Source organism: Ferruginibacter sp., from assembly GCF_049840995.1.
In the GTDB taxonomy this organism is placed as follows: domain Bacteria; phylum Bacteroidota; class Bacteroidia; order Chitinophagales; family Chitinophagaceae; genus Ferruginibacter.
Genome location: NZ_JASGIP010000006.1, coordinates 539,107 through 566,013 on the forward strand (window position 1 = coordinate 539,107; position 26,907 = coordinate 566,013).

The 26,907-nt window shown below is 43.0% G+C and carries 25 protein-coding genes and 1 tRNA gene; 14 read left to right on the forward strand and 12 right to left on the reverse strand.

What is annotated here, in order from left to right:
- Positions 1-46: 46 nt before the first annotated feature.
- Together odhB and QM738_RS17360 are read right to left on the reverse strand one after the other, a co-directional pair.
- A complete protein-coding gene (gene odhB / locus QM738_RS17355) occupies positions 47-1,270 on the reverse strand; it encodes a 2-oxoglutarate dehydrogenase complex dihydrolipoyllysine-residue succinyltransferase (protein WP_462277992.1) in 1,224 nt (407 codons plus the stop codon).
- Between the two features lie 132 nt (positions 1,271-1,402).
- Positions 1,403-2,272 (reverse strand): sigma-70 family RNA polymerase sigma factor, encoded by an 870-nt coding sequence (locus QM738_RS17360; RefSeq protein ID WP_462277993.1) that lies wholly within the window; start codon positions 2,270-2,272, stop codon positions 1,403-1,405.
- A gap of 271 nt (positions 2,273-2,543) precedes the next feature.
- Here QM738_RS17360 and QM738_RS17365 point away from each other — a divergent pair, with 271 nt between their 5' ends.
- Entirely contained in the window at positions 2,544-2,924 is a 381-nt protein-coding gene (locus tag QM738_RS17365; RefSeq protein ID WP_462277994.1) for an START-like domain-containing protein, read from the forward strand.
- On the opposite strand, the gene QM738_RS17370 is transcribed toward QM738_RS17365, so the two are convergent.
- Positions 2,921-3,535 carry a hypothetical protein gene (locus QM738_RS17370; RefSeq protein WP_462277995.1) on the reverse strand — a complete coding sequence of 205 codons (615 nt, stop codon included), beginning with the start codon at positions 3,533-3,535 and terminating at the stop codon, positions 2,921-2,923. The genes QM738_RS17365 and QM738_RS17370 overlap by 4 nt on opposite strands.
- Positions 3,536-3,597: 62 nt before the next feature.
- Here QM738_RS17370 and QM738_RS17375 point away from each other — a divergent pair, with 62 nt between their 5' ends.
- From QM738_RS17375 to QM738_RS17410, 8 genes are all read left to right on the forward strand, one after another.
- Positions 3,598-5,049 carry an LptF/LptG family permease gene (locus QM738_RS17375; protein ID WP_462277996.1) on the forward strand — a complete coding sequence of 484 codons (1,452 nt, stop codon included), beginning with the start codon at positions 3,598-3,600 and terminating at the stop codon, positions 5,047-5,049.
- Between the two features lie 7 nt (positions 5,050-5,056).
- Positions 5,057-5,812 (forward strand): superoxide dismutase, encoded by a 756-nt coding sequence (locus QM738_RS17380; RefSeq protein WP_462277997.1) that lies wholly within the window; start codon positions 5,057-5,059, stop codon positions 5,810-5,812.
- Positions 5,813-5,824: 12 nt separating this feature from the next.
- Complete coding sequence (locus QM738_RS17385) at positions 5,825-6,352, forward strand: hypothetical protein (RefSeq protein WP_462277998.1); 528 nt, start codon at positions 5,825-5,827, stop codon at positions 6,350-6,352.
- 210 nt (positions 6,353-6,562) lie between these two features.
- Positions 6,563-7,930 carry a dipeptidase gene (locus tag QM738_RS17390; RefSeq protein ID WP_462277999.1) on the forward strand — a complete coding sequence of 456 codons (1,368 nt, stop codon included), beginning with the start codon at positions 6,563-6,565 and terminating at the stop codon, positions 7,928-7,930.
- 86 nt (positions 7,931-8,016) lie between these two features.
- The gene (locus QM738_RS17395) at positions 8,017-8,718 is read left to right on the forward strand and encodes a methyltransferase domain-containing protein (RefSeq protein WP_462278000.1); all 702 of its coding nucleotides are present in this window, start codon (positions 8,017-8,019) and stop codon (positions 8,716-8,718) included.
- Between the two features lie 256 nt (positions 8,719-8,974).
- Positions 8,975-10,042, forward strand: coding sequence for an IPT/TIG domain-containing protein (locus QM738_RS17400; RefSeq protein ID WP_462278001.1), 1,068 nt, complete (start codon positions 8,975-8,977; stop codon positions 10,040-10,042).
- 226 nt (positions 10,043-10,268) lie between these two features.
- Positions 10,269-11,009 (forward strand): DUF3095 family protein, encoded by a 741-nt coding sequence (locus QM738_RS17405; RefSeq protein ID WP_462278002.1) that lies wholly within the window; start codon positions 10,269-10,271, stop codon positions 11,007-11,009.
- Positions 11,002-11,436 (forward strand): DUF3095 family protein, encoded by a 435-nt coding sequence (locus QM738_RS17410; RefSeq protein WP_462278003.1) that lies wholly within the window; start codon positions 11,002-11,004, stop codon positions 11,434-11,436. Before QM738_RS17405 ends, QM738_RS17410 begins: the two co-directional genes overlap by 8 nt.
- Positions 11,437-11,540: 104 nt before the next feature.
- On the opposite strand, the gene QM738_RS17415 is transcribed toward QM738_RS17410, so the two are convergent.
- Together QM738_RS17415 and QM738_RS17420 are read right to left on the reverse strand one after the other, a co-directional pair.
- Positions 11,541-11,663, reverse strand: a complete 123-nt coding sequence (locus QM738_RS17415; protein WP_462278004.1) for a hypothetical protein — start codon at positions 11,661-11,663, stop codon at positions 11,541-11,543.
- A gap of 61 nt (positions 11,664-11,724) precedes the next feature.
- Positions 11,725-13,491 carry a DUF885 family protein gene (locus tag QM738_RS17420; RefSeq protein ID WP_462278005.1) on the reverse strand — a complete coding sequence of 589 codons (1,767 nt, stop codon included), beginning with the start codon at positions 13,489-13,491 and terminating at the stop codon, positions 11,725-11,727.
- Between the two features lie 152 nt (positions 13,492-13,643).
- Here QM738_RS17420 and QM738_RS17425 point away from each other — a divergent pair, with 152 nt between their 5' ends.
- Both QM738_RS17425 and QM738_RS17430 read left to right on the forward strand, forming a co-directional pair.
- Positions 13,644-14,309 (forward strand): FAD-binding oxidoreductase, encoded by a 666-nt coding sequence (locus tag QM738_RS17425; protein WP_462278006.1) that lies wholly within the window; start codon positions 13,644-13,646, stop codon positions 14,307-14,309.
- 299 nt (positions 14,310-14,608) lie between these two features.
- Positions 14,609-14,682, forward strand: a tRNA-Met gene (locus QM738_RS17430).
- A gap of 25 nt (positions 14,683-14,707) precedes the next feature.
- On the opposite strand, the gene QM738_RS17435 is transcribed toward QM738_RS17430, so the two are convergent.
- From QM738_RS17435 to QM738_RS17450, 4 genes are all read right to left on the reverse strand, one after another.
- Entirely contained in the window at positions 14,708-16,774 is a 2,067-nt protein-coding gene (locus tag QM738_RS17435; RefSeq protein ID WP_462278007.1) for an alpha-ketoacid dehydrogenase subunit alpha/beta, read from the reverse strand.
- A 204-nt stretch (positions 16,775-16,978) separates the two neighbouring features.
- Complete coding sequence (locus QM738_RS17440; protein ID WP_462278008.1) at positions 16,979-17,590, reverse strand: fumarylacetoacetate hydrolase family protein; 612 nt, start codon at positions 17,588-17,590, stop codon at positions 16,979-16,981.
- A 98-nt stretch (positions 17,591-17,688) separates the two neighbouring features.
- Complete coding sequence (gene pth / locus QM738_RS17445) at positions 17,689-18,264, reverse strand: aminoacyl-tRNA hydrolase (protein ID WP_462278009.1); 576 nt, start codon at positions 18,262-18,264, stop codon at positions 17,689-17,691.
- Positions 18,265-18,347: 83 nt separating this feature from the next.
- On the reverse strand, positions 18,348-20,888 hold the full coding sequence (locus QM738_RS17450) for an FtsK/SpoIIIE family DNA translocase (protein WP_462278010.1): 2,541 nt from the start codon (positions 20,886-20,888) through the stop codon (positions 18,348-18,350).
- 102 nt (positions 20,889-20,990) lie between these two features.
- Between QM738_RS17450 and QM738_RS17455 the strand changes: the two genes are divergently transcribed.
- The gene (locus QM738_RS17455) at positions 20,991-22,880 is read left to right on the forward strand and encodes a sensor histidine kinase (RefSeq protein ID WP_462278011.1); all 1,890 of its coding nucleotides are present in this window, start codon (positions 20,991-20,993) and stop codon (positions 22,878-22,880) included.
- Here the strand turns inward: QM738_RS17455 and QM738_RS17460 are convergent.
- The 3 genes from QM738_RS17460 to QM738_RS17470 form a co-directional block, all read right to left on the reverse strand.
- Positions 22,877-23,248, reverse strand: coding sequence for a DUF423 domain-containing protein (locus QM738_RS17460; protein ID WP_462278012.1), 372 nt, complete (start codon positions 23,246-23,248; stop codon positions 22,877-22,879). The genes QM738_RS17455 and QM738_RS17460 overlap by 4 nt on opposite strands.
- Positions 23,248-23,772 carry a shikimate kinase gene (locus QM738_RS17465; RefSeq protein ID WP_462278013.1) on the reverse strand — a complete coding sequence of 175 codons (525 nt, stop codon included), beginning with the start codon at positions 23,770-23,772 and terminating at the stop codon, positions 23,248-23,250. The genes QM738_RS17460 and QM738_RS17465 overlap by 1 nt, the downstream gene beginning before the upstream one ends.
- Before the next feature lie 130 nt (positions 23,773-23,902).
- The gene (locus QM738_RS17470; RefSeq protein ID WP_462278014.1) at positions 23,903-24,619 is read right to left on the reverse strand and encodes a carboxypeptidase-like regulatory domain-containing protein; all 717 of its coding nucleotides are present in this window, start codon (positions 24,617-24,619) and stop codon (positions 23,903-23,905) included.
- A gap of 133 nt (positions 24,620-24,752) precedes the next feature.
- On the opposite strand from QM738_RS17470, the gene QM738_RS17475 reads away from it, so the two are divergent.
- Complete coding sequence (locus tag QM738_RS17475) at positions 24,753-25,850, forward strand: Mrp/NBP35 family ATP-binding protein (protein WP_462278015.1); 1,098 nt, start codon at positions 24,753-24,755, stop codon at positions 25,848-25,850.
- A gap of 126 nt (positions 25,851-25,976) precedes the next feature.
- Positions 25,977-26,903 (forward strand): glycerophosphodiester phosphodiesterase family protein, encoded by a 927-nt coding sequence (locus tag QM738_RS17480; RefSeq protein WP_462278016.1) that lies wholly within the window; start codon positions 25,977-25,979, stop codon positions 26,901-26,903.
- The last annotated feature ends 4 nt before the right edge of the window (positions 26,904-26,907 follow it).

The window sequence follows — 26,907 nt, forward strand, 5'->3', positions numbered from 1 at the left end:
TGTTACAAAATTAACAGGCTTTAAAACGTTTAAACCGGTTCAAATATTATAGTTCCAGCAAACTCTTTACGGGGTCTTTGCCAAACAGCAGCAGGCTGGGGTTCTCCAGTAATTCTTTTACTCTTACCAAAAAGCTCACGGATTCTCTGCCATCAATGATGCGGTGATCGTAGCTGAGGGCCACGTACATCATGGGCCTTATCACCACCTGGCCATTTACTGCCACCGGGCGCTGTATGATATTGTGCATGCCCAGGATAGCCGATTGCGGTATGTTGATGATGGGTGTGCTCATCATAGAACCGAAGATACCTCCATTGGTAATGGTGAAGGTGCCACCGGTCATTTCTTCTATCGTAAGTTTATTATCTTTTGCTTTTGATGCCAGTTCCACCACTTTCTTTTCAATCTCTGCCATGCTCAGGCTTTCTGCATTTCTTATCACCGGCACCACCAAACCTTTGGGGGCACTTACGGCAATGGATATATCGCAGTATTCATGGTACACAATATTTTCGCCGTCGATATAAGCATTTACTGATGGCCATTCCGTTAATGCATAAGTGCATGCCTTGGTGAAAAAGCTCATAAAGCCCAGGTTAACACCATGGCCTTCCTTGAATTTATCCTTGTATTTTGCCCTGATCTCCATAATGGCGCTCATGTCCACTTCATTAAAAGTAGTGAGCATGGCCGTGGTATTCTTGGCTTCCACCAGGCGGCGGCTGATGGTCTTGCGGAGATTGCTCATCTTCTCCGGCTTATCGTTGCGGCTGAACATTGCAACACCTGGCTTTCTGCCGGGGTTGTTCAATGCTTCCAGTACATCCTGTTTGATTATTTTTCCGTTGGAGCCTGTGGCCGTAACGGTTTTTACATCCACTTTTTTATCGGCAATGATAGCGGCGGCTACGGGTGTAGCTTTGGCATCAATTGGAGATTTGGGATTGACGGTTTCGGATTTGGACGCAGGTTCGGCTGCTTTAGTTTCTTTTGCGGGAGCGGCGGCAGCTGGTGCATCCGCAGGTTTGGCTGCATCGGTATCAATGCTGCATACCACGTCGCCTATTTTTAAAGTGTCGCCTTCCTGTGCGATGATCTTGATGGTTCCTGCCTGTTCTGCATTCAGTTCAAAAGTGGCTTTTTCACTTTCCAGTTCTGCAATTACTTCATCCCGGTTGGCATATTCGCCATCCTTTTTAAGCCATTTAACCAGGGTTACTTCACTGATACTTTCGCCAACTGTAGGAACTTTTACGTCGATTGCCATTAATAGATATTTATAGGTTTTGCAAATTTCGGGAAAATAAAGGATTATTAAAATTGAATTACTGAAATTGACCCAAAATAAATATGCAGCCCTGCCGGCTGCATATTTCAAAAATTTTATGATCGGGGTTTATCAGGATCCGAGGTAAGTTTTTAATATCTTACACCTGGATGCGGTCCTTAATTTGGTGATGGCTTTATCTTTTATCTGCCTTACCCTTTCCCTGGTAAGGTTAAATCTTTCGCCGATATCTTCCAGGCTCAGTGCATGATCGATACCGATGCCAAAGAAAAAGCGGATCACATCTTTCTGCCTTTCAGAAAGTGTGCTGAGCGAACGTTCGATCTCTGTTTTTAAAGAGGCTTTAAATGCCAGTTCATTATCGGTACTGGTGGCGTTGGGGTTCACCATTACATCCATCAGTGTATTTTCTTCGCCATCCATTAAAGGCTGGTCCATACTTACGTGGCGGATGCCTGCACCCAGGGTAGCCCTTACTTCCTCAATATCCATTTCTAAAAAGCTGGCCAGTTCTTCGGCGCTGGGTTCTCTTTCAAATTCCTGTTCCAGCAGGGAATAAGCTTTGCTGATACGGTTGGAAAGGCCCACTTTATTCAACGGTAAACGTACGATCCTTGATTGTTCTGCCAATGCCTGCAGAATGCTTTGGCGTATCCACCACACGGCATAGGAAATAAATTTAAAACCCCTGGTCTCATCAAAGCGCTGTGCGGCTTTTATCAGCCCCAGGTTGCCTTCGTTGATAAGATCGGGTAAGGTCAATCCCTGGTTCTGGTATTGCTTTGCAACAGATACCACGAATCTTAAATTGGCTTTGGTAAGTTTGTCCAGTGCCACCTGGTCGCCGTTCTTGATACGGATTGCGAGGGATACTTCCTCTTCGGGGGAGATCAATTCCACTTTACCAATTTCCTGTAAATATTTCTCCAAACTCTGGCTCTCACGATTGGTGATGGACTTTGTAATCTTTAGTTGACGCATGCTCATAAGCCTGCAGTTTTAAAGGTTTGGTTTTGAAATAGCTGCGGTTAATTATTTGTTAAAAAAATACTATTATTATTAACGTAATTTATACTATTTAAAGTATCTGGCCAAAAAACTTTTTGTAATATCCTGTATTTCAGACCATTTAAAAGTGCATTTCCGCAACTAAACATGTTGATAAGTATGGGTAAAATAAGCCTGCAAATATTTTGTTGCGAAGATTATTTTATTATTATTGCAGGGTTGAAAGGATATATAAAATATTAGGATGAGTAAAAAAGTATTATTTACATTAGAATACCCGGTTAGATGTTCACCTGGCATATTGTACGAATTTTTAAGCACACCTGCAGGATTGCAGGAATGGTTTGCAGATAAAGTTGACGAGCGAGATGGCATTTTTAGTTTTTCATGGAATGGCACTACTGATAAGGCAGAGCTGGTGGAAAGCGAAGAAGATAAGTTTGTGCGTTTTCACTGGGCGCATATGCCAAAGGGTGAATATTTTGAATGGAGCATTGAAAAATCAGAAGTAACCAATCAAACCATTTTGGTGATAAAGGATTTTGCAGAAAAAAAAGATATTAAAGACCAGAGCCAGTTGTGGGAATACCAGATCAAGGACCTTTTCCATCGTATAGGCAGTTAGTTCTTCAGTATTTGAATAATATCCAGGAAAGATTTTTCCAGCATTACTTCCATTGCGCTCCATTGCTGTAAAGGGAATTTTGCAGCCACTTTTATAAAGTGCTGTTGTTGCAGTATTGTTTTAAATGCAACCGCATCATAATCATTTACCGGCCTGTAATTACCTGCTTCAAAATGATGCTGCCATTCATCGCTGCCGGTGCAGATGTAAAAATCATTTTGCTGCAGCAGTTGTATATTTTCCAAAATTGCATGTTCAAACATCGTTTTATAGCTGCCTGATACATGCAGTGTGCAACTGAAAAAATTGCCCCACCAGAACATGGTACGGATGGCAAAAATATTTTCCTTTTCAAAACAGCGGGGATAATCGAGTATAACATAGGGCAGTTGGCGGTAATTTTCTCCTTTGGCAATTTTGGGCGGCGCTGCCAGTACAGCCGGTGGCAATATCCCATCCGCCGCTGTTATTTTATGTTGCATAGCTGTTGCAAGGTTTCCCAAAAGGCCGTATACTTTATCGATGATTTTATGTTTCGTTAAAATCCAGTCCGTATTGCATACCAGTTGCATTTCCCCATCAGAAAGCGTTAATTTTGATGTATCAGTCATAATGTAATACAATTTACAAATAACTTTTAACAGCTTCGTTATTACGGGGCGCAGGGTGTACCATGAAGAAATTAGACAAGCTTATTATTAAATCTTTCCTGGGGCCGTTCATTGCAACCTTTTTTATTACCCTGTTCATTTTGCTGATGCAAACCTTGTGGAAGTATATTGATGACCTGGTGGGCAAAGGACTTGACTTCTGGACCATCGGCAAATTCATCTGGTATATGAGCGCCACCCTGCTGATGCTGGCCATGCCCATTGCCATCCTGCTGTCTTCCATCATGACCTTTGGTAACCTGGGCGAAAGTTTTGAACTGGTGGCCATTAAATCTTCGGGTATCTCCCTGCTTCGTTTTATGCGGCCGTTGTTGTTTGTGGCATTAATCCTTTGCGGTGTTACTTTTATTTTTGCCAATTATCTAATACCGGTGGCATACCTAAAATCCACCACGCTGTACAATGATATTGTGTATAAAAAGCCGGCACTCGATCTTAAAGAAGGGGTGTTCTATACCCATATACCCGGCTATGCCATTAAAGTGGGCAAAAAAGAGGCCGATGGAAAAACGATCCACAATGTACTGATCTACGACCAGAGCAATACGATGCAGGATAATTGTATTGTGGCAGAATCGGGTATTATGCAGACTTCTGCCGATAAAAAATTCCTGGAGTTCAACCTGCAGAATGGCTACCGCTACCAGGAAAGGGGCAATTTTGGTGATACTGCCACAGAATATGTAAGGCTCGGTTTTAAAACCTTCAAAAAATTATTCGACCTGAGCGCCCTGCAAAAACAGAATACTTCTGAAGATCTTTATAAGAATAATTTTAAGATGAAGAGTATCCGCCAACTGGATATCGGCATTGATTCGCTGCGCAAATTAGATGACACATTGCACAAAAGAATGGCGAGGGAAATGAGCGGCTATACACATTATCTTGCGCTGAATGACAGTGTTTGGAAAAAGAACAGTGTTACTATTGCGCATGCCGACAGTATCAATAAACTCATTCCTGATACGGCCCGTTTCAGTGCCTATGAATCTGCCATTAACATGGCTACTTTTATGCGTAATACCATCCAGAATAATATTACCGATATCAATGCAAGGGAAAGCGATATTAAATTCCACAAACTGGAATGGCACCGCAAATTCTCTTTATCGCTTGCCTGCCTGGTATTGTTTTTTATCGGCGCTCCTTTGGGTTCTATCATCCGCAAAGGCGGGTTAGGCATGCCGCTGGTAGTGGCCATTGTGTTCTTCCTCATCTTTCACCTGCTGAATATGTTTGGCGAGAAATTTGTGAAAGAAGAGATCACCGCTCCTTTTACAGGCATGTGGTTATCGATATTTGTGCTGGTACCGGTGGGTATATTTTTAACCTATAAGGCCATGCACGATTCGCAATTGTTCAATAAGGAATTTTACAACCGGTTTTTTAAAAGATTCAGCAGCATTTTCGGTACATTTAGGAAACAAAAAAAATCAGTTCAACCTGTAAATTAAATTTATCATGTCTTCAAAATATAAAAGCCGCAGGGCATTCATTGCCGACTCTGCCAAAGGCGCTATTGCAGTAAGTATTGGATTAAGCGCTGCAGGATCATTGATCCCAAACGACACTACCGCCAATAATTATTCAAAGCATTTGATATTTACTAATTACGATCAGCAACCACTGCCTTATAAATATGATGCACTGGAAAATGTGATCGATGCTATGACGATGGAGATACATTACAGTAAGCATGCCGCCACTTATGCAAAAAATCTTAAAGAAGCTGCAGCAGCTGAAGCAGTGGATGTAAGCAAACCACTGGAAGATGTGCTGGCAAAGATCTCTAAGTTCTCTCCTAAAATGCGCAATAATGGTGGCGGACATTATAACCACGAATTGTTCTGGCAATGTATGCGTGCTAAAAAAGACAATAATGCGCCCACAGGAAAACTGGCAGCGGCTATTGATAAAACCTTTACTTCATTTGCCGAATTCAAAAAACAATTTGGCGATGCCGGTAAGAACCGTTTTGGCAGCGGCTGGGCATGGTTGTACGTGGATGCTGCTAAAACCTTAAAGATCGGCAGCTCACCTAACCAGGATAATCCTTTGATGGACATCAGTGATATTAAAGGCACTCCTTTACTGGGCCTGGATGTGTGGGAGCATGCTTATTATTTAAAGTACCAGAATAAAAGAGCAGATTATATTGAGAACTGGTGGAACGTGGTGAACTGGGATTTTGTACAGCAGCGTTTTGAAAAGCTCTAAAATCTTTTAGATATGAAACAATGGCCATTGTTATTGTTGCTTACCGGCACTTTAGCAATGGCTGTTTTTATGACGATCAACGGAGCTCCTTTAAAAACTCCGCAAACACCACACGGTATTATTGACCTGGAATTTGCCTACAACACTGAAAAGGTAAATATTATTGCTACTGCCTGGCAATTGCAAAGCGCCGATGGGCTGGATGATGTAGCGGAAAATAATACGATGTGGGATTTTGTTTTTATCCTCTTTTATGCTTCCTTCTTTTTTGCAGCTTGTAAAACACTCAGCAAAAAATTCATTACCACTCACTGGAAACATACTGCAGGCATCTTTCTTTCTAAAACGGCCATTGCTGCCGGTGTACTGGATATTGGAGAGAACCTGGGTATGCTGCAAACATTAAGCGCCAGGGGCAATGACAGTATTTATCTGTTCACCGCTCTGTGTGCTTCTGTAAAATGGTTGCTGGTATTATTGATCCTTATATATCTCCTGTTTGCTTTGATAAGTCAGCGGCAAAGAATGGGTACTTCCTGAATTGGCTCAGCCTTTGACCAAGAAGCACTCACCAATAAATGCAACTAAGACAAAGGCTGATAAATTGACAAACAATCTGAGGCAAATTTAAAGGGATTGCACTTTACAAAAACTACCGGTTATATAAAATTTTGGTAAAAAGATTTACATTAAAAAAACCTACTTTCGTAACCCATAATTGTTATTAATAACTTATAATTCATAACTCAAATGCAAGCCTGGAAAGATTACCAATCGCAGCATAAAGATCGTTTTTTAAATGAGCTGCTGGAGCTGTTGCGCATACCAAGTATCAGTGCAAAAAGCGAACACAAAAATGATATGCTTAAATGTGCAGAAGCTGTTAAAGCAAGATTGCTAGAAGCGGGTGCTGATAAAGCAGAAATATATCCAACTGACGGACACCCTTTAGTATACGGAGAAAAAATTGTTGATCCCTCCAAACCAACTGTACTCGTGTACGGCCACTATGATGTACAGCCTGCCGATCCGCTGGAATTATGGAACAGTGGCCCTTTTGATCCATTGATCAAAGATGGTAAAATTTATGCAAGGGGCAGCTGCGATGATAAAGGACAATTTTACATGCACGTAAAAGCTTTGGAGACCTTGGTAAAAACAAATTCTTTGAACAGTAATATCAAATTCTGTATTGAAGGTGAAGAAGAAGTGGGTTCTCCCAATCTTGGAAAATTTGTTTCCACTCATAAAGAATTATTAAAGGCGGATTGTGTATTGATCAGCGACAGTGCGATGATCAGTTTGGATACACCCAGCATTGATATTGGTGTACGTGGCCTGAGTTATATTGAAGTGGAAGTAACCGGCCCTAACCGCGACCTGCACAGTGGTGTATATGGTGGCGCTGTTGCAAACCCCATTACCATTTTAGCAAAAATGATCGCTTCGCTGCACGATGAAAATAATCATATCACCATTCCGGGTTTTTATGATGATGTGGCAGTTGCTACCGATGAAGAGAGGAAGCTGATGGCACTGGCACCTTTTGATGAACAGGAATATAAAGATGACCTGGGCGTAAAAGAACTGTGGGGCGAAAAAGGTTTCAGCACCAATGAAAGAACAGGTATCCGCCCTACACTGGAGCTGAACGGTATCTGGGGTGGTTATACCGGTGAAGGTGCAAAAACGGTGTTGCCTTCCAAAGCGTTTGCAAAAATATCTGCAAGGCTGGTGCCTAATCAAACTTCTGATAAGATAACAGAGATACTCATAAATCACCTGCAGAAAATTGCGCCGCCTTATGTTACCGTAAAGGCTGCATTGCATCATGGTGGTGAGCCTTATATGACACCTATTGACAGTAAGGCTTATAAAGCTGCCGCCAAGGCGATGGAAACCACTTTTGGTAAAACACCGATACCGGTACGTGGCGGTGGCAGTATCCCCATCTGCGCTTTGTTTGAAAAAGAACTGGGAATAAAGATCGTCTTCATGGGTTTTGGACTGGACAGTGATAACCTGCATAGCCCCAATGAAAAATTCAATTTGGAGAATTTTTATAAAGGCATTGAGACCATCCCTTATTTTCACCAGTATTTTGCTGAAAAAAGTTAAGTGGAAAGGATAAATATTTCAGATCCCGGCAAATAGTATTGCCGGGATTTTTATTCAAATGAATTTCAATAATTATTTTTTAAGTCATGACGCCACTTCTCCCAGAAGATAAATTAATATGGTCTCCTGTTGTTGCCAACTCACGTATGAACCGGCAGCGGAATGCCAGTGGCATCAACAGTTATGAACAGGAATTTAATTTTAAGCCGGAAGATTTTTTAGCGTCCCGTATCAAATCCAATGGAAACACTTCCTGGCTTGATTTGTGTTGCGGAGAAGGCAATGCACTTGTACAGATTGCTGCATATTTTTATGATAAAGGTCTTGAACAAAAAATACATTTAAAAGGAGTTGACCTGCTGGATACCTTTCCTAATATAAATGAAAAGTTCAGTTGTATCAGTTTTGAAACAGCAGCTGTTGTAAATTATGTACCGCGTCAAAAATATGATCTTATCACCTGCGTGCATGGCATACATTACCTGGGTGATAAATTAAAATTTTTGGAGAATGCCATCAATGCTTTGAGCAGCGATGGTGTTTTTATAGGCAATCTTGACCTTAACAATATCATCATCAATAATAAAAACTCTGGTCAGTGGCTTAGTGATTTTTTTAAGCGATCGGGTATTACCTATAACAATAAAAGCAGGATAATAAAAAAAGAAGGCGCAGCTGTTGTCAATTTTGGCCTTCATTATATTGGTGCGGATGATACCAGCGGTCCCAATTATACAGGACAGGAAGCTGTAACATCCTATTATAATAGCCCCGGGGTCGCCTTGTAAGTTACCGCTGTGTCCCTTTTTATTGCCTGCATTTCGTTATTTACTATACAAAAATGTGGTTCCTACTTATTTTCTTCCTGCAAAAAAAGGTGAATTGACCCTTGCAATAATTACAACTTCCTGCTATTTTGTGCAGCAACACTGTAACAGCGTACTTTGATACAGCTGCACACTACTCCAACTATCTTTCAAATACCATTGTTCGTCCCACCTGATCTTGCTTTATCATTCAATTTATAATCTTAAACTTTCAACTATGTCCATTAAGAAAGATGCAAGCGGTAATCCCGTTCTCGATTCCAACGGAAATCCTGTTTATGAAACTGATTCAAGTGGAAATGAGATTGGGGAATGGGGCAAGAGACTGTCAGGGATCGTATTGGTGCTTATTACTGTTTTTGCCATTATTGCGATCATTGCACACTGGCCCGATAAGATGCCACCACAGGGGCCTAATACCTGCACCAAGTATCATTACAAATGGTTTCACATTACCTACCTGGGAGCAGAAGGAAGAGATAACAGCGATACCAGTGTATTTTTTATTCCACGCAATGCCGTTATTGTCAAAAAAGACAGCCCTGCTGTTACTGTTGTGGTTGATACTAATGCAGTTTCAAATAAAGATTCGCTCGGAAAGGCCAAAAAAATAACTGACTCTATTAGGGTGAATATCATGCAAACACAATCCTGTAAAAAATCTATCGGTTGCACCATCGACCTGAATACACTGATCCTTTTACTGGTGGCGTTGGGTGGTTTTTTGGGCAACCTGATCCATATCGCCTCTTCTTTCACCAATTTTATTGGGGCGGGTAAGTTTAAACGGAGCTGGGTGCTATGGTATTTTGTAAAACCATTCACTGCATCGGCTTTAGCAGTTGGTGTATATATAATTTTCCGTGCAGGCTTTTTAAATTCCGGCGAAGCCACGGCCAGTGTAAACTTATACGGGGTTGTAGCCATTGCTATACTGGCAGGCTTATTTACTGATATGGCCACGCAGAAATTAAAAGAAGTGTTTGCTGTTATCTTTCAAACGAGCACGGCAAGGCCCAACCCACTGGAATTGCCTAAGGTAAAGATCACCAGCTGTAATCCTGCCACACTGCCACTGAACCAGGCAGTAAATGTGGTACTGAGCGGTACCGGTTTTGATAACCGCGTTCTTAAACTAAAGATCGACGGGACTGAGATCGCCAATTTTACCACGCAGCCCAATTCGATCGTATTTAATTATACAGCTACTACTGCAAAACCCCAGTTAATTATTTATGATGAGAAGAATACAGAACTGGTGAGATTTGAACTTTCTGCTGCATAACTACTGTTTTTCACAGTTGATTTTACTCCTGCAGTGGCCCGCCTTATAACAGCGGGCCACTGTTTTTTTATTGTTAAATATGCCCTTATATAGTTGTAAAATTTTGGCACACTTCGTAAATCCTGTTTCTTCATATCTCGTTTCTTTTTTTACTGATCTCCTCCCCTATGAATTGTGAAAATAAAATTGCAATTTTAAGCGTACAAATTAGCAGCAGGGCGCCATTATGGATACCAAGAATAATGACCTTTTCTATTCCCGGTTACCGGTAAATGAAATTCCGCTCAGTGATCTTTTTACCGAAGAGCACTTATTTTTTCATATCCCGGGCAACTGGCATGTGGTGATAACGGATGTAAAGAATTCCACTGCCGCTATTCTTTCTGGTCTGCACCAGATCATTAATCTTGTTGCCACGGGCAGTATTGTGGCAGTGCTTAATATCGCTTACAAGGCCAACATAACGGTACCATTTTTCTTTGGCGGGGATGGCGCCTCTTTTATTATCCCGCAAAGCCTGCTGGATGCAGCCATGGAAGCGCTGCTTGCGCATAGCGAAAATGCAAAAACAAATTTCAATCTCGATCTTCGTGTAGGCCATGTGCCTGTTGCAGATATTTATGCACAGCAGCATGCACTGCTCATCAGCAAGCTCCGCACTTCCGGTCAGTTTGTAATACCCGTGCTGCTGGGCGATGGACTTACTTATGCAGAAAAAAAGATCAAGAGTGAAGGATATAAATTTGCAACGCCCAAGCCGGCAAACAGGCAACCTGACCTGAGTGGTATGCAATGCCGGTGGGACAGGATAAAGCCGCCTGCCAATACGCTTGAAGTAATTAGTTTATTGGTACTTGCCACCAAAGGTGCTCAACAGGCAGTGGTTTTTAAAAAAGTAATGGATCATATTGATTCCATTTATGGTATACCACAGGCTCTGCAAACCTATCAGTGTGGGTATGCTTAAACTCAGTACTGCGCTTTCAAAAATAGGGCTGGAGGTCCGTGCCCGTATGGGTGGCTTCCGGCCATTGAATGTTTTGAACACCTGGATCAGGACCTCGCTGGGTTATCTTTATTTTAAAACAAAAAAAGGTAAAGTCTACCTGCATTCATTGATCGACATGTCGGATACACTCATCATCGACGGAAGGATCAACACCGTGATCTCGGGCAATGCACAGCAGCGTGCACAACTGGAGACTGCGCTGGACCATATGGAAATGACCGGCGAAATAATTTATGGCCTTTACGTAAGTAAGGAATCTGTAATGTCGTGTTATGTAAAAGATATTCACCAGCAGCATATCCATTTCGTGGATGGTGCAGAAGGCGGCTATACAAAGGCAGCCGGTGTTATCAAACAAAAAAATGCTATCGCTGGTAAAAAATAAATATCTTTTTTCTTCTCGTAATTTTTTTCAAAACAAGTTTTTATTTAAGGCAACAATTTTTGTCATCGTGGTATCTCTTTATGCAATATGGAGTATGAAGAAGATCAAAAACACAGGATGATGGCATTGATGATATACCGGCTGCTGCAGGTGGTTGCAATTATTGTATGCGTTGTTGCTATCATAATTATCAGTATCTGTCTTGCATGATCGTCTACTACAAACATTATTTTATTTAACCCCAAAACAACTGTCAGCAATGCATCCACGCTTTTTTTACCTGTTACATTATTTATAAAAACGCCAGCTGGTTTCGTAATTCCTGGTCAATGGTTGTTCTGTAAGAATTGCCCGTAACATTTCTATGGGTAACTGGTTCTCGTGCAATATCGCATCGTGATATTGCTTATACGTCATTTTGTGTGTATCCACCAATTCTTTCTTTAACGCCATGAATTCCAGGCCACCGATCATATACGCTATCTGGTACAGTGGCCCGTAGCCGCCTGTAAACGACCTGCGCACTTCTCCCTCTGCGTTGGCACGTTCATGCCCCACACGGTCCACTAAAAAATCAATGCATTGCTGTGGTGTCCATTTGCCCAGGTGATAATTCAATGAAAATATTATCCGGGCACAACGATGCATGCGCCAGAACAGCATGCCTATCTTTTCTTCGGGTGTTTCAGGAAATTTCAGATCCCATAACAACATTTCCCAGTACAGGGAATTTCCTTCCACCCAAAAGGGTGTACCAAAATGGCGATAGGTCTTATAACGGTCATTCATATACGATTGCAGGTGATGGCCTGCTATCAGTTCGTGGTGTACCGTAGCACGGGAAAAATCAGGATTATTGCCCCGCATGCTCATCATCTTTTCATCGTAGGTCATGGTATTGGTGGGATAAGAAATAATGAGCGACTCGCCACCCAGGAAAAAAGGATTTACCCGCTGCCGGTCCGGCGACATCATGTACATACTCCAGTCTTCTTCTGCCAGCGGCGGTATGGTGACCAGATCGTTCTTCTTTAAAAAATCCACCGATTGCTTATACAGGTCGAACATTGCTTCCGGTTGCTTACCTGCAGGCACAAACGAAGTTTTTACTTTTTCCTGCGCTGCCTTCCAGTTATTGCCAAAGCCCATGGCCTGCGACGCTTTTAACAATTCTGCATCGCACCAGGCAAATTCTTTATTGGCAATTTCCACCAGTTCTTCGGGCGAATAATCAATGAACTCCAATTTTAATTGCCGTACCAGTTCATCGTGCCCGATAGGGTTGCCGATAATACCGCTGCCATCATCTTTTTGAGAGCTGCTGATTTTTCCTTTTTTCTTCAACGCTGCTCCATACAGTTTCAACAGGCTATCGGTTTCTGTATAGGTTTTGGGCACCCACCAGGTAAATAACGGATCGTAGCCATTATAGAAATTATAATAATTTTTTAATGCACCCTGTAATCCTTTTACCGCTTCGGCTGCATAATTGGCCTGCGTTGTTTCCAAACTATCTGCTGCTTTTAATTTATTAATGGCGCCGGTAATTTCTTTGTTGATATCATTCAATTCTTTGGCAGTTGCCTGGCCATCTACCGCTGCTCCCCTGCGCCGCGGTTTTTCCAGGGCAAATATCCTGTCGGAAAATGGCAGGAACGATTCCACCTTTGTATACAGTTTTGATTCTTCATTCAATCTATATTTATCATCTTCCACATCTCTTTTAAAAAGTAAATAATCTACTTTACCGTTGATGCTCATTTTAGCAAAATCTATTTTTTCCAGTTGCTGCAGGTAATCATTTATCAACTCCAGCAAGCGCCGGCGCCGTTCCGGCGAATTATAACCCGAGTTCTGCTGCCGCCACCATTCATCACCGGTGCCACTGGTGGAATAAAAACGAATGATACTTTCTTTATCGGCATCATACTGTATCATTGTATTGGCCATTTCGCTGGTCTGGCTGTACAGGCTGGCTGGCGCCGTTTTTTGTGCCTGTATATTTCCGGCGCTGCATACAAATATTATTACCAGGATCCGCAGTTGTTTTTTCATACTTTTTGAGTTGGATATAAATATAACAAAAAACCTTCCCCCTTTGATCCCGCAACAAATAAACCCACAGGTTTGTTATCTTTCCATTGGTTTTGAAAGAGGAACGGGTTTTGTTGCTTCAAACTGTATCGATCCATTTTAAAAATAACACGATGAAAAATATTGTAACCATTTCCGACATTCAGCAGGTAACACATGATATAAAATGTTTCCGGCTTTCCAAACCTTCCGGCTTTCATTTTTCGCCCGGCCAGGCCACGGATGTGGCTATTAACCAACCGGGATTAGAAGATGAAAAGCGCCCCTTTACTTTTACGGCCTTGCCTAATGCGCCCTACCTGGAGTTTACCATTAAACGATATGCCGACCATCATGGCATTACCGATAAACTGCACCAGTTGCAACCCGGCGATCAATTGATCATTGAAGATGCCTGGGGCGCTATTGAATATAAAGGCCCCGGTTATTTTATTGCAGGCGGTGCCGGCATTACTCCTTTTATTGCCATATTGAGAGACCTGCACGAAAGAAAGCAGCTTGCCGGTAACACGCTTTTCTTTTCCAACAAAACTGCAGCCGATGTTATTTATGCCAAAGAATTAAAACAATTGCTGGGCGATATGGCCATTTTTATTTTGAGCCGGGAAGAGAAGTCGGGTTATATCAATGCCACCATTAACGAGGATTTTTTAAAATCACATGTGAAGGATGTTTCCAAACATTTTTATGTATGCGGACCGGATAAAATGGTAAGCGATATCACGGGTATTTTACAAAAGATGGGCGCAGATACGGATACGGTGGTGTTTGAGAAATGATTTTTTATGCCGGGAACCGGTTTTTATATTTCGTCTCAATTAACACGATGCGTTCCTACGGAACGCTGAAAACAAACGTTGTTTGTTTTTCTACCGATGAGATGTTCCTACGGAACAAAGCAATATATTATATGTTGAAGGCGCTTATTTGAGATCAGCTTTATTCTTAGGGTATATATTTCGTGAGACAAGCCTCATGGTGAGGTAATTACAGTTTACAGCCATTTTATTATAATTTGATTTCAGAAATTGCCCCTAATCCTGTACTTTTGCACCCCACTTATTTAGTGGAAACGGATGCCGGGGTAGCTCAGCTGGTTAGAGCACAGGATTCATAACCCTGAGGTCGGCAGTTCAAGTCTGCTCCCCGGTACAAAAAGCCCTTTAACGAGGGCTTTTTAGTTTATAAGCAATTGCTGAAGTCTTGCTGCAACCTTCTCTGCATTCGGTAACATTTCTTTTTCCAGGCCGATATTCATGGGTACGGCCGGTAAATTGAGGGCGCCTATCACTTCCACCGCGGCATCCAGGTATTTAAAACAGGCTTTGCTGATCCTGCCCGCCAGTGCTTCGGCGAAGGAATTATTCTGCTGTTCTTCGGTCACTATCAAACATTTGCCGTGTTTTTGTACCGCGGCAAATACGAGTGTTTCATCCAGCGGGAACAGGGTACGCAGGTCTATTATTTCCACCTTCCCGGTAAAGTTCTTTGCGGCTGCTTTTGCCCAGTATACGCCCATACCATAAGTGATCACACAACAGCTTTCGCCCCCGGCAATGTATTTTTCTTCCGCCTGCAGTACGGTGTTGGCTTTGCCCAATGGAAGTATATAATCTGCCGCAGGTTCTGTGGCCTTTCCATCTTCGGTGCCCGGCACTTTGCTCCAGTACAAGCCTTTATGCTCCAGCATCACCACCGGGTTGGGATCGAGGAAGGCGGCCTTCATCAAGCCCTTCATATCCGCCGCATTGGAGGGGTATACCACTTTAATGCCTTTTATGGAGAGCAGGGTTGTTTCAATACTGCCGCTGTGGTAAGGCCCGCCACCACCATAAGCGCCAATAGGCACCCTTATCAGCGTTTGTACCGGGTATTTGCCGCAGCTTAAATAGCAGCTCTTGCTTATTTCTGTTACCAGTTGGTTGAGCCCGGGATAGATGTAATCGGCAAACTGCACTTCCACAATGGGTTTTAGCCCCACGGCACTCATGCCCACCGTGCTGCCAATGATGTAGGCTTCCTGTATAGCGGTGTTGAATACACGATGATCGCCAAACTGTTCGGCAAGCGTGGCTGCTTCGCGGAAAACGCCGCCCAGCCTGCGCCCCACATCCTGTCCATACAATAATGCTTCCGGATATTGCTCCATGATCTCCCTGATGGCAAATAAGCCGGCATCCACCATTAATATTTTTTCTTTTCCGGCGGGGCTGCGCTCCCCTTTTTCTTCAGTTACAGGGGTAGGTGCAAATACAAATTGTGTTACCGTTGAAGGATCTGGTTCAGGGGCAGCTATAGCCCCCTGGAAATCACTGACCACCTGTGCTGCAGCTTCTTTTTCTATTTGCAGTAATTCTTCTTCTGTAATACCCATTTCGAGCAGGCGCCGGCGCAGTTTGGGGCCGGGGTCGTCTATTGCATGTTTGGCCAGGTCTTCTGCCGTTCTGTAAAATTCTTTGCGTACGCCACTGGTGTGGTGGCCCAACAAGGGCACTTTGGCGTGTACTAAAAAGGGATGCCTTTCTTTACGCACTTCTTCCACCACGTTCTGCATCACTTCATAGCTTTGAAAAAAATCACTGCCATCGATACTGATCCTTTTAATACCTTTTAATCCTTTCACCATTTCACTGGCATTGGTGGTTCTTGCTTCGTCGGATGTTACACTGATGCCCCAGCTATTATCCTGCACTAAAAAAATGATCGGCAACTGGTGCAATGCTGCAAACTGGAAGGCTTCGCTTACTTCCCCTTCTGTAACCGACGCATCACCCAGCGAACAAATGACTACCGGTGGAGTACTTGTGTCTGTCAACTCTGTACCATTAACTTTTAATTTCTCCAGGTATTTTATCCCCTGTGCCACACCGGTAGTGGGTATGGCCTGCATGCCGGTGGCGCTGCTTTGGTGTATGATATTCGGTTTATCGTCGCCTTTATAATTGGGATGCGAATAATATTCCCGCCCACCGGTAAATATATCGCTGCCTTTGGCCAGCAATTGCAACATTAACTGGTAAGGTGTAAAACCAAGGCCCAGCAAAATGCTTTCATCCCTGTAATAAGGACTTACATAATCGCAGGGCAGCAATTGAAAAGCAGCGGCCAGCTGTATGGCTTCGTGGCCACGACTGGTGGAGTGTACATATTTACAGGTTTGCCGGTTGGCTTCGTAGGTGTCCGCCATTGTTTTTGCAGTGCACATCAGGCGGTAGGCTTTTAATAAAATTCCGTTTGCAATCATCTTTCAAATGTAGAATTATTTTGGTTAGCCGCAGATTGGAGGGGCCACGGATTACACGGATTTTCACGGATTAAATACAAAAACATAAACAAAAGTTTTTTTAACCAAAGTAATCCGTGAAAATCCGTGTAATCCGTGGCAAAAAAAAATCCCGGCAAAGCCGGGATGTAATTATTTTATGTGTGGCCGAATAGAATATTCGGTTTACTTAACTTCTACTGTTAACAGGTTGTCTTTTTCCAAAAATGCTTCCAGCACATCGCCTACCACGCATTCGCCTACACCAGCTGGTGTACCTGTAAATATCAGGTCGCCGATGTTCAATGAAAAATAATTGGAGATATGTGAAATAAGAGAATCGATGCTGAAGATCATATTGCCGGAATTGCCGGTTTGCACCAGTTCTTTATTCTTGTAAAAAGTAAAATTGATATTTTTCCGGTTGAGGGCGGGTGTTACATCCACAAATTTGCCCACGGCTGCGGAATTGTCAAATGCTTTTGCCTTTTCCCAAGGTAATCCTTTCTTTTTCAGTTCGTCCTGAATATCCCTGGCGGTAAAATCGATACCGACAGTGATACCGTTGTAATAATTTGAAGCATGCCTTTCCTGTATGTATTTACCATTCTTGCACACACGCAAAACCAGCTCACATTCATAGTGCAGTTCGTTGCTGAATTCCGGGTAGTAGAAAGGTGTATGGCTCTGCAGCAATGCACTTTTCGGCTTCATGAATATTACCGGCTCCTCGGGTATGTCGTTGCCAAGCTCCTTGGCATGGTCCGCATAATTGCGGCCTACACAAATTATCTTCATTTAGTGCTTTTTTAGAGGGATAGGTTTCAGCAGCGAATATAGGTAATAAGGATATAAAAAACAACAATGTGAGCCTATAGGCATTGATTTGCTGCTTATTACTCGATGGACAGGTTATTAAAGGCGCTCATGGTTCTGTCGATGCCGGTTGCAATAAAACTTTCTATAATATCTACACAAACCGCTATTTTCCGGAGTACCTGGGGCTCCTCCGCCTTCAGCCATTTGCCCAGTACAAAGTCGGCCTGCATGCCTTTTGGGTAGTTATTGCCCACTCCAAACCGCAGTTTGGGATAAGCATCGGTACTGGTCATTTCCTGTATGCTTTTTAGCCCATTGTGGCCTCCGGGGCTGCCGCCGGAGCGCAGGCGTATCTTGTTCAATGGCAGGGCCACATCGTCCAGGATGGTGAGGGTATTTTCCAGCGCCACTTTTTCTTTATCCATCCAGTATTTAAATGCTTTGCCGCTCAGGTTCATGTAGGTGGTAGGGCAAATGCAGATGACCGGTTTGCCTTTGAATTTTACTTCGGCTACATAAGCCTGCTTGTCTACCCTGAAATCGCCGCCATGTTTTTTTACAAATGCGTTCACTACATCAAAACCTATATTATGACGGGTGTTGGCGTATTCGCTGCCGATATTACCGAGACCAACGATGAGGAATTTAGACATGAAAGAAAGTTACGAGTTAAGAGTTACGGGTTGCGGGCTGTTTAACTCGTAACCCGTAACATCCAAACCCGTAACCTGTATTTTTAAATTAACGTATCAAATATCTGTTGCAGATCTGCTTCGGTTTTAATGAGTACATCCCTGGCCTTGCTGCCCTGGTTGGTGCCTACTACTCCTGCGGCTTCCAGCTGATCCATTAAGCGACCGGCACGGTTGTAGCCCAGTTTCATTCTGCGTTGTAATAAAGAAGTGCTGCCCACCTGGCTGGCCACGATCAATCTTGCTGCATCTTCAAATAAAGAATCCCTGTCGGCAAGATCGGTGCCCTTGGATTCCAGCTCTTTTTCATCAATATATTCAGGTAATAAAAATGCCTGCGGGTAGCCTCTTTGTTCGCCGATAAAATCCACGATCTTATCCACTTCGGGTGTATCTACAAAGGCGCATTGCAAACGCACTAATTCCCCATTATAACTGATGAGCATATCTCCCTTACCGATCAATTGCTCTGCGCCACCGGCATCCAAAATAGTACGGCTATCGATCTTGCTGCTCACTTTAAATGCGATACGTGCAGGGAAGTTGGCTTTGATAGTACCGGTAATAATATTCACCGATGGCCTTTGCGTAGCAATGATCAAATGTATACCCACGGCACGGGCAAGCTGCGCCAAACGTGCGATCGGCATTTCCACTTCTTTACCGGCTGTCATGATCAGGTCGGCAAATTCATCCACCACCAATACGATAAACGGCAAGAACTGGTGCCCTTTTTCAGGGTTAAGTTTTCTTGCGGCAAATTTTTCGTTGTACTCTCTTATGTTACGGCAACCGGCTTCTTTTAAAAGATCGTAGCGGTTATCCATTTCTATACACAACGCATTCAATGTATGCACCACTTTTTTAGTATCGGTGATGATCGCATCTTCTTCTCCCGGCAGTTTTGCCAAAAAGTGTTTTTCTATTGCTTTATAAATACTCAGCTCCACTTTTTTAGGATCTACCAATACAAATTTTAATTGCGATGGATGTTTTTTATACAGTAACGAAACCAATATCGCATTCAACCCAACTGATTTACCCTGGCCGGTAGCACCCGCCATTAATAAGTGCGGCATGCTGGAAAGATCCACGATAAAATTCTCGTTATCGATCTTTTTACCAATTGCGATGGGTAATGAAAAATTATTGTTCTGGAATTTTTCTGAAGACAGTAAGGTCTTCATACTTACCACTGTTTTCTTTGCATTAGGTACTTCAATACCAATGGTGCCTTTACCGGGTATAGGCGCAATGATACGGATGCCCAATGCTGCCAGGCTCAGAGCAATATCATCTTCCAGGTTCTTGATACGGGAAATGCGTACACCCGCCGCCGGTATGATCTCGTACAAAGTAACCGTAGGCCCTACGGTTGCCGATATCTTCTGGATATTGATATCATAATTCTTCAGCGTGTTGATGATCTGGTTCTTGTTATTCTCCAGTTCATTGGCGTCCTGTACAATTTTTTCGCTGCCATGATTCTCTAATAGATCGATGGTGGGGTATTTGTAATCCCGCAGGTCGAGTATCGGGTCATAAGGTTTTGAAGCGGCTACTTTTGCAGCAGTAACCGGCCCTTCTTCCACTTCTTCCGCCACTTTATCTGGAACAGTTTTTATTTCCAGCTCCAGCCCTGATATTTCCGGTGTTTTTATTTTCGGTGTTATTACCGGTTTTGTTTCCACTACCGGTGGTAATATGATCTCTTCTTCTTCTTCCTCCTCCTCTTCTTCTTCCAATTCTTCTTCCGGTTCTTTTTCTATCAATGTAATTTCATGATCGTGACCGGCGTTGACCACAGGCGGTGTGATCAGGACATTACCATCGCCTTTTAATGCATTGCCTTTTGTTGCTGCAATGGCATCGGTATTTTCAGCTACAGCCGCTTCTTCTGTTGGCGCTTTTACTACTGCTGTTTCTGTATCGATGTTACTGTTGATGGCAGGTGGCAGAATATCTTTTTTTGAAGGCAGTTTAAACACAGGGTTGAAACGCCAGATGATGTAAGACAGCACAGCCACTGCTAAAACACCAATAGTGCCCACCTGCCCGATGGTACGGTACATCCAGTCCCTTACCAGGTCGCCTGCAGCGCCACCCCAGGGAAAATCCTGTTTGGTAAAATTGAATATCACCGATGCCGCCACGCTTAATAATGGCAGCCCCACCACCAGGTATTTTATATTTCTTGATACCGAAAAAACTTTTTTTCCAAAAAATAAATTCACGCCGGTTACAAAGAAAAAGGTGCAGAAAAGATAACTGGCTATGCCAAAACCTTTGCGTACAAATATTTCTGAAAGAAATGCGCCAAAGGTGCCGAGCAGGTTCTGCACTTTTATATCATTGGCCAGCAGCATGCGGTAGCTGAATTTATCCTGGTCTTCGGCCCAGGTAAAAAGGTAGGATGTAAAAGCAACAAAAAGCAGGATCGATATCAGCAGCAACACGCTGCCGGTGATCTTGTGGGTACGCTCATCCTTCAGCAACTGTTTTACTTCCACAGTTTCTTCCTTTTCCTGCTTCAGCTTGCCGGGATCTTCTGCCTTTGTTTTTACAGATTTAGATTTACTTGCCATTAGCAACAAAGATAAAGAAAAGCATTACTGTACAGCATGGCAAATGGCCACAACCTGTTATTTATATTAAAAAAAATTGTAGGTTTGATCACAAACTGCCCGATGCTTAAGAGACTTTTCTTAATAGCCCTTTTAGTTGCTCTGCGGCTTACAGCTTTTTGCCAGCAATTGCCCGACAGCAGTTATGTAGATATTGCCAGCATCAGGGATTCGGCCATGCTGATAAAATACACGCAGGTTTTCATCGACAGTAATAATGCTGCCAACACCTCCAACCTGCTGCAGCAAAAATTTGTGCCGTTGGCACAGTTCAATTATAAATCCAATATTCCCCCGAGGCTGGTATCAAGATATTTCTACCTGCAGATTGCTTTATACAACAGCAGCAGCCTGGCCGATACGGTCTCTGTTTTTCCGGGCTCCATGTTTGATAATATTATTTTTTACGACCGTACGCCGGACAACCGTTTGCAATATGCCGGTGACGGATCGAAGTATGGTTTTTGCGATCTTTCGCTTGCGCCCAATCAAAAAAGAGTAGTGATAATAAAGCTGGATCCCTGCCGCCACGATTACGATTATGTGCGGCCGCAACTGATACATTTTCACTACCTCAACACATACAAATCGGTTGTAAAAAGCCGTACACAGGATATCCGCAGCGTGGGCTTTTTATTGGGCGGCATGCTTTTTATCATGGTGCTTTTTGTGACCGTGAATTATTTTCTTACCCGCAAAAAAGAATTCTTATACTATATCGGTTACGCACTCTGCATGTTCACACTGGTATTTTGTTATGCTTACCTGGGTTCATCCTGGGGCAGCTTTACCAGTTTTTTAAACGGCTACCTGGATGTTTGCTTACTGATAGCCGGCAATGTTTTTTACCTGGCTTTTTGCCGCCATTTTTTGAATACCAAAACCAATTACAAACTGCTCGATACGGTATTCCGGGTTGAAGAATGGTTTTTACTGGCCCTTTTGCTGGCCTTTACTTTTATACATTATTTTACCGACTGGTACATGGTAGAGCGTATGCTGGAAAACCTGATGAAGATCATCGTCTTAGTGATCGGTATTGCTTTTATTGTGATCGCATTCAAGCAAAAACACCGGTTGATCGGGTACCTCGCCACCGGCAGCGCTTTTGCTATTGTGTTCAGCATTATTTCGCTCACCATCATACTGATGAAAATTCCACCGAAGGGAATATTCTATCATGCACTGTTCTATCATGATATAGGACTGGTATTTGCGCTGGCCTTCTTTTTATTAGGATTGACTTATAAGAACCGCCGCGAACTGGTGGAAAGGATACAGGAGCAGGAATCTTTGAAACTGGATGTAAAGAAAAAAGATTTTGAGAACCAGATCGCCATCATCAAAGCGCAGCAGGAAGAACGCAACCGCATCAGCGCCGATATGCATGATGACCTGGGTGCTGGTATGACCACCATCCGCCTGTACAGCGAATTGGCCAAGAGCCGTATTGGTGATAAACCCATTCCTGAAATTGAAAAGATATCCTCGTCTGCCAATGAACTGCTTAACAAGATGAACGCCATCATCTGGAGTATGAGCAGCAGCAACGATTCGCTGGGTAATATGGTGGCGTATATCAGGAGTTATTCGCTGGAATATTTTGAGAACAGCGGGATCAACTGCCATATCAGTTTACCGGAGAACATTCCCAATATTGTGGTAAGCGGTGAAATAAGAAGAAATGTTTTTTTAGTGGTGAAAGAAGCATTGAACAATGTGCTGAAACATTCCGGCGCCACGGATGTAAGCATTACTTTAACCAAATCGCCCGATGGACTTAAATTAGAAATTCAGGATAATGGCAAGGGTATTGATTTTGATAAACTGCGCCAGTTTGGTAATGGTTTAAAGAATATGAAAAAAAGAATGGAGGATGTGCATATTCAATTCCGCATTGAAAATAATAACGGTACCCTCGTTACACTGTTCCGGGTGATCGATAATTTTTAACGCCTGGCCACGCTTATTGCCATTAATATCCAGCCTGCAATAAAACAAAGACCACCTAAAGGAGTAATGGCGCCCAACCAACGCAGATCCTGCAAAGCGCATAATGCATACAATGAACCGGAGAAAAAAATGATCCCTATGATAAAAAGGTTGCCCGACCATTGTAATAATTTGCCGGGATATTCTTTATACAATACGCCTGCTGCCAGCAATGCAAATACATGGTAAAACTGGTAACGCACTGCTGTTTCAAATACCTGTAAGCTTTCCTGCGAAAGCATTGTTTTTAAACTATGTGCGCCAAATGCACCCAACGCCACTGCTAGCGCTCCCAATATTGTTGCTGTAAATAGAAAATTCTTATTCATTATACTAAGCTCCTGTTTATTGTGTGAATGCTGGCCGTTGTAATGTCATTTACCGGTAAAATTATTTTGCTCTGCCTGTAATACATTTCTCTTTCCTGCAGTTTGTTTTCAATAAAATCCAATAATTTATCCGGAGGTATATTTTTTATCACGGGCCTTTTTTCCTGTTCGTTTTCCTGTAATACCCTTTTTAAAATATCCGGCGCGGTCGCGGAAAGATATACAGTGATACCATGCTCATTCATCCACTGCATATTATTATTGAAGCAGGCAGCGCCGCCACCACAGGCAATGATGCAATTATTCTTTACTGCAAATGTTTTTAAAGTACTTGTTTCTTTATCGCGGAAATAAGCCTCCCCTTTTTGTTCAAAAATAGCGGCAATGGTTCTTTGCTCTTCCTGCTCGATCATTTCGTCCAGGTCGAAGAACTCCATACCTTTTTCGGCAGCCCACAGTTTGCCCCAGTGCGTTTTTCCGCTACCCATAAAGCCTATCAAAAAAATATTATCGTGCAATGCCATAGAAGAATATTACCGTGCAATAGTTTTGCGGCACGAATTTACAGCAATAAAAATTGCAGGTAATACTGTTGCGTAATCTTTACTAAAATTTCGCTGCTCTCATCCCTTTCCTTTTTAGGGGGCAAGGGGACTAATGCCTTGGATTGTAAATATCGTTGGGCGTTGGCGTGGTGCTGGGCGATGTGGTTGAGTTGACCGGCCTACGGGTATCTTTCTTTTTAAAGTCACCCCGCTTCCATGCTTTGATGAACTCGGCCCATGCAAATGGATTGAAGATATTCTGTGGTGCTATCTGGCCTGCGTAATAAGCCTTGGTGCTGGCCTGCCTTAAATACTGGCTGCTGGCCTCACGACCATCTACCGGCATGTTGGCTACCAATATGCGCCGGGTGGCTTCGTCGTTATTTTTTCGTGCTATGGCAATATTATCATCGGGCACAGGATTGTTTAAAAAATCTCTTTCAAATTGTGCCCTGGTCGGTCTTGCCTTTATAATGGTTGCCGGCAGATAAACCGTATCATTCACCATCAGTTGTATAATGCTCTGTTGGTTGCCGTCGAGATTTTTTGGTATGGTTACCGACATGGTTTTGTAACCAACGCTGCTGAATTCTATCACGTCTCCCTTTAAAGCCACAATGCTGAAAACACCTTTTTCGTTGGTAATAGTACCCCGGTTCTGGTCTTTTACCACCACGCTCACACTCTCCAGGCCTTTTAAACTATCCGCTGTCATCACCAGGCCGTACAATTGTACTACAGAATCCTTAAAGGCTTCAAACTGCGCCTTGGTTTGCACGGGTTTAAAAAAGCAACAAATTAAAACTATGGGTAAAAATCTACGCATCAATAAAAGTTTTTTGCTTTGGCTTCGCACTAGTTCTCATCCAAAAATAAGAACATTCCCTAATTAATAACAAAGTAAAGGCATGAGTATTTAAATTTGCAGTTCCATTGGTTTTTTAACAAATAATTGAACGATGACTAACGAGGATATATTGCGGGCATTGAGCAACGTGCAGGAGCCCGACCTGGGCAAGGACCTGGTGACTTTAAATATGGTAAAAGATATCCATATTGATGGTAATGCCGTGTCATTTACCATTGTGCTGACCACCCCTGCCTGCCCTATGAAAGACATGATGCGGATGGCCAGCGAAAATGCAGTTAAACTGCTGGTTAACAAGGAAGCCGTGGTAAAAGTAAACTTTACTTCCAACACCAGCAGCAACCGTAAGGATGCCAAGACCATACTGGGCGGTGTTAAAAATATCATTGCCGTGGTAAGTGGTAAAGGTGGTGTGGGCAAGAGTACGGTAAGCGCCAACCTTGCATTGGCCCTGGCCGAAGGCGGCGCTAAAGTGGGATTGATGGACGCCGATATTTACGGACCCAGCCAGCACATCATGTTTGGCATCCGTGGCGAAAGACCGATGATGAGGGATGATGGTACCGGCAAGGGCTTGATTGTTCCCATTGAAAAATTCGGCATCAAGATCATGAGCATTGGTTTGCTGATAGATGAAAAACAGGCCGTGGTTTGGCGCGGACCAATGGTGAGCAGCGCCATTCGCCAGTTTGTGGGCGATGTGGACTGGGGCGAGCTGGATTACCTGGTAATAGATATGCCACCCGGCACCGGCGATATTCATTTGACCATTGTTCAAACAGTGCCTGTTACAGGTGTTATCGTGGTTACCACACCGCAAACCGTGGCCCTGGCTGATGCTAAAAAAGGCGTGGCTATGTTTGGACAGGCACAACTGAAAGTGCCCATTATCGGGCTGGTGGAAAACATGAGTTATTTTACTCCTGCCGAATTGCCGGATAACCGTTATTATATTTTTGGAAAAGATGGTGGTAAGAACTTAGCCGATGAATTTGAATTGAGCTTTTTAGGACAGATCCCTATTGTACAAAGTATTCGTGAAGGTGGTGATATCGGTGTGCCTGCAATGGTGAGTGATGATGAAGTGAGCAGGAAGGCGTTTATGGATTTTGCAGGTCATGCGGTAAGGTCTATCGCCATGCGCAATGCCAACCTGGAACCTACGCAGGTGCAGGAAGTATTGATATAATTTTTCTGAATAAAATATATGTAACAGCATGAGTTTTCATACTGTTATTTTTTTGTTAGGCAATTGCTTTTGCCGCACGGCTTAATTTTTGCATCTGTATCTTTATAACAAATCAATCCCTGTTGTATGAAACAGACGAGTTTATTGGCGGTCGTTCTTTTTTTGATCACCTGTGCCAGTTCACAAAAAAATTCAACTGCTCCTGCAACAACTGCTGCAAAAATGAATACGCCTGCTTCTTTTGATAAACAGGGCCACCGCGGCTGCCGGGGCCTGATGCCGGAAAATACCATTCCCGCTATGCTGAAAGCGCTTGACCTGGGCGTGAATACGCTTGAAATGGATATCAGCTTCAGCAAAGACAAAAAGCCTTTTCTTTCACATGAGCCTTTCTTTAACCATGATATCACTACAAAACCTGACGGTGGTTTTATTGATGCGAAAGACGAGAAAAAATACAACATGTTCACCATGGACTATGATTCCATTGTAAAATATGATGTAGGGATGAAACCCAATCCCCGTTTTATGCAACAGCAAAAAATAAAAGCCGTAAAACCTTTACTGGCCGATGTTTTTGAAGCAGTAAAAACTTATATGATGACGAGAAGGCGGCCCTTCCCCTATTTCAACATTGAAACTAAAACAACTCCGGCCACCGATAATATCTATCATCCTGCACCTGCTGAATTTGTAGAACTTTTGATGCAGGTGATCAAAGAAAAAGGCATGGAAGACCTGGTGATCATACAGTCTTTTGATTTCAGGACTTTGCAATATTTACACCAGCATTATCCCGCTATTAAAACGGCCATGCTGATAGAAGATTTTGATAAACGCAGCCTGGATGAACAATTAAAGGCGCTGGGATTTACGCCTACCATTTACAGTCCTGCCTATGTGTTAGCTACAGCGGCAACCATACAAAAATGCCACGAGCTGCACATGCAGATCATTCCGTGGACGGTGAATGACAAAGCCAAGATCGATGAATTGAAAACGATGGGTGTGGATGGTATCATCAGCGATTACCCCAATTTATTTAACGACTAGGCTA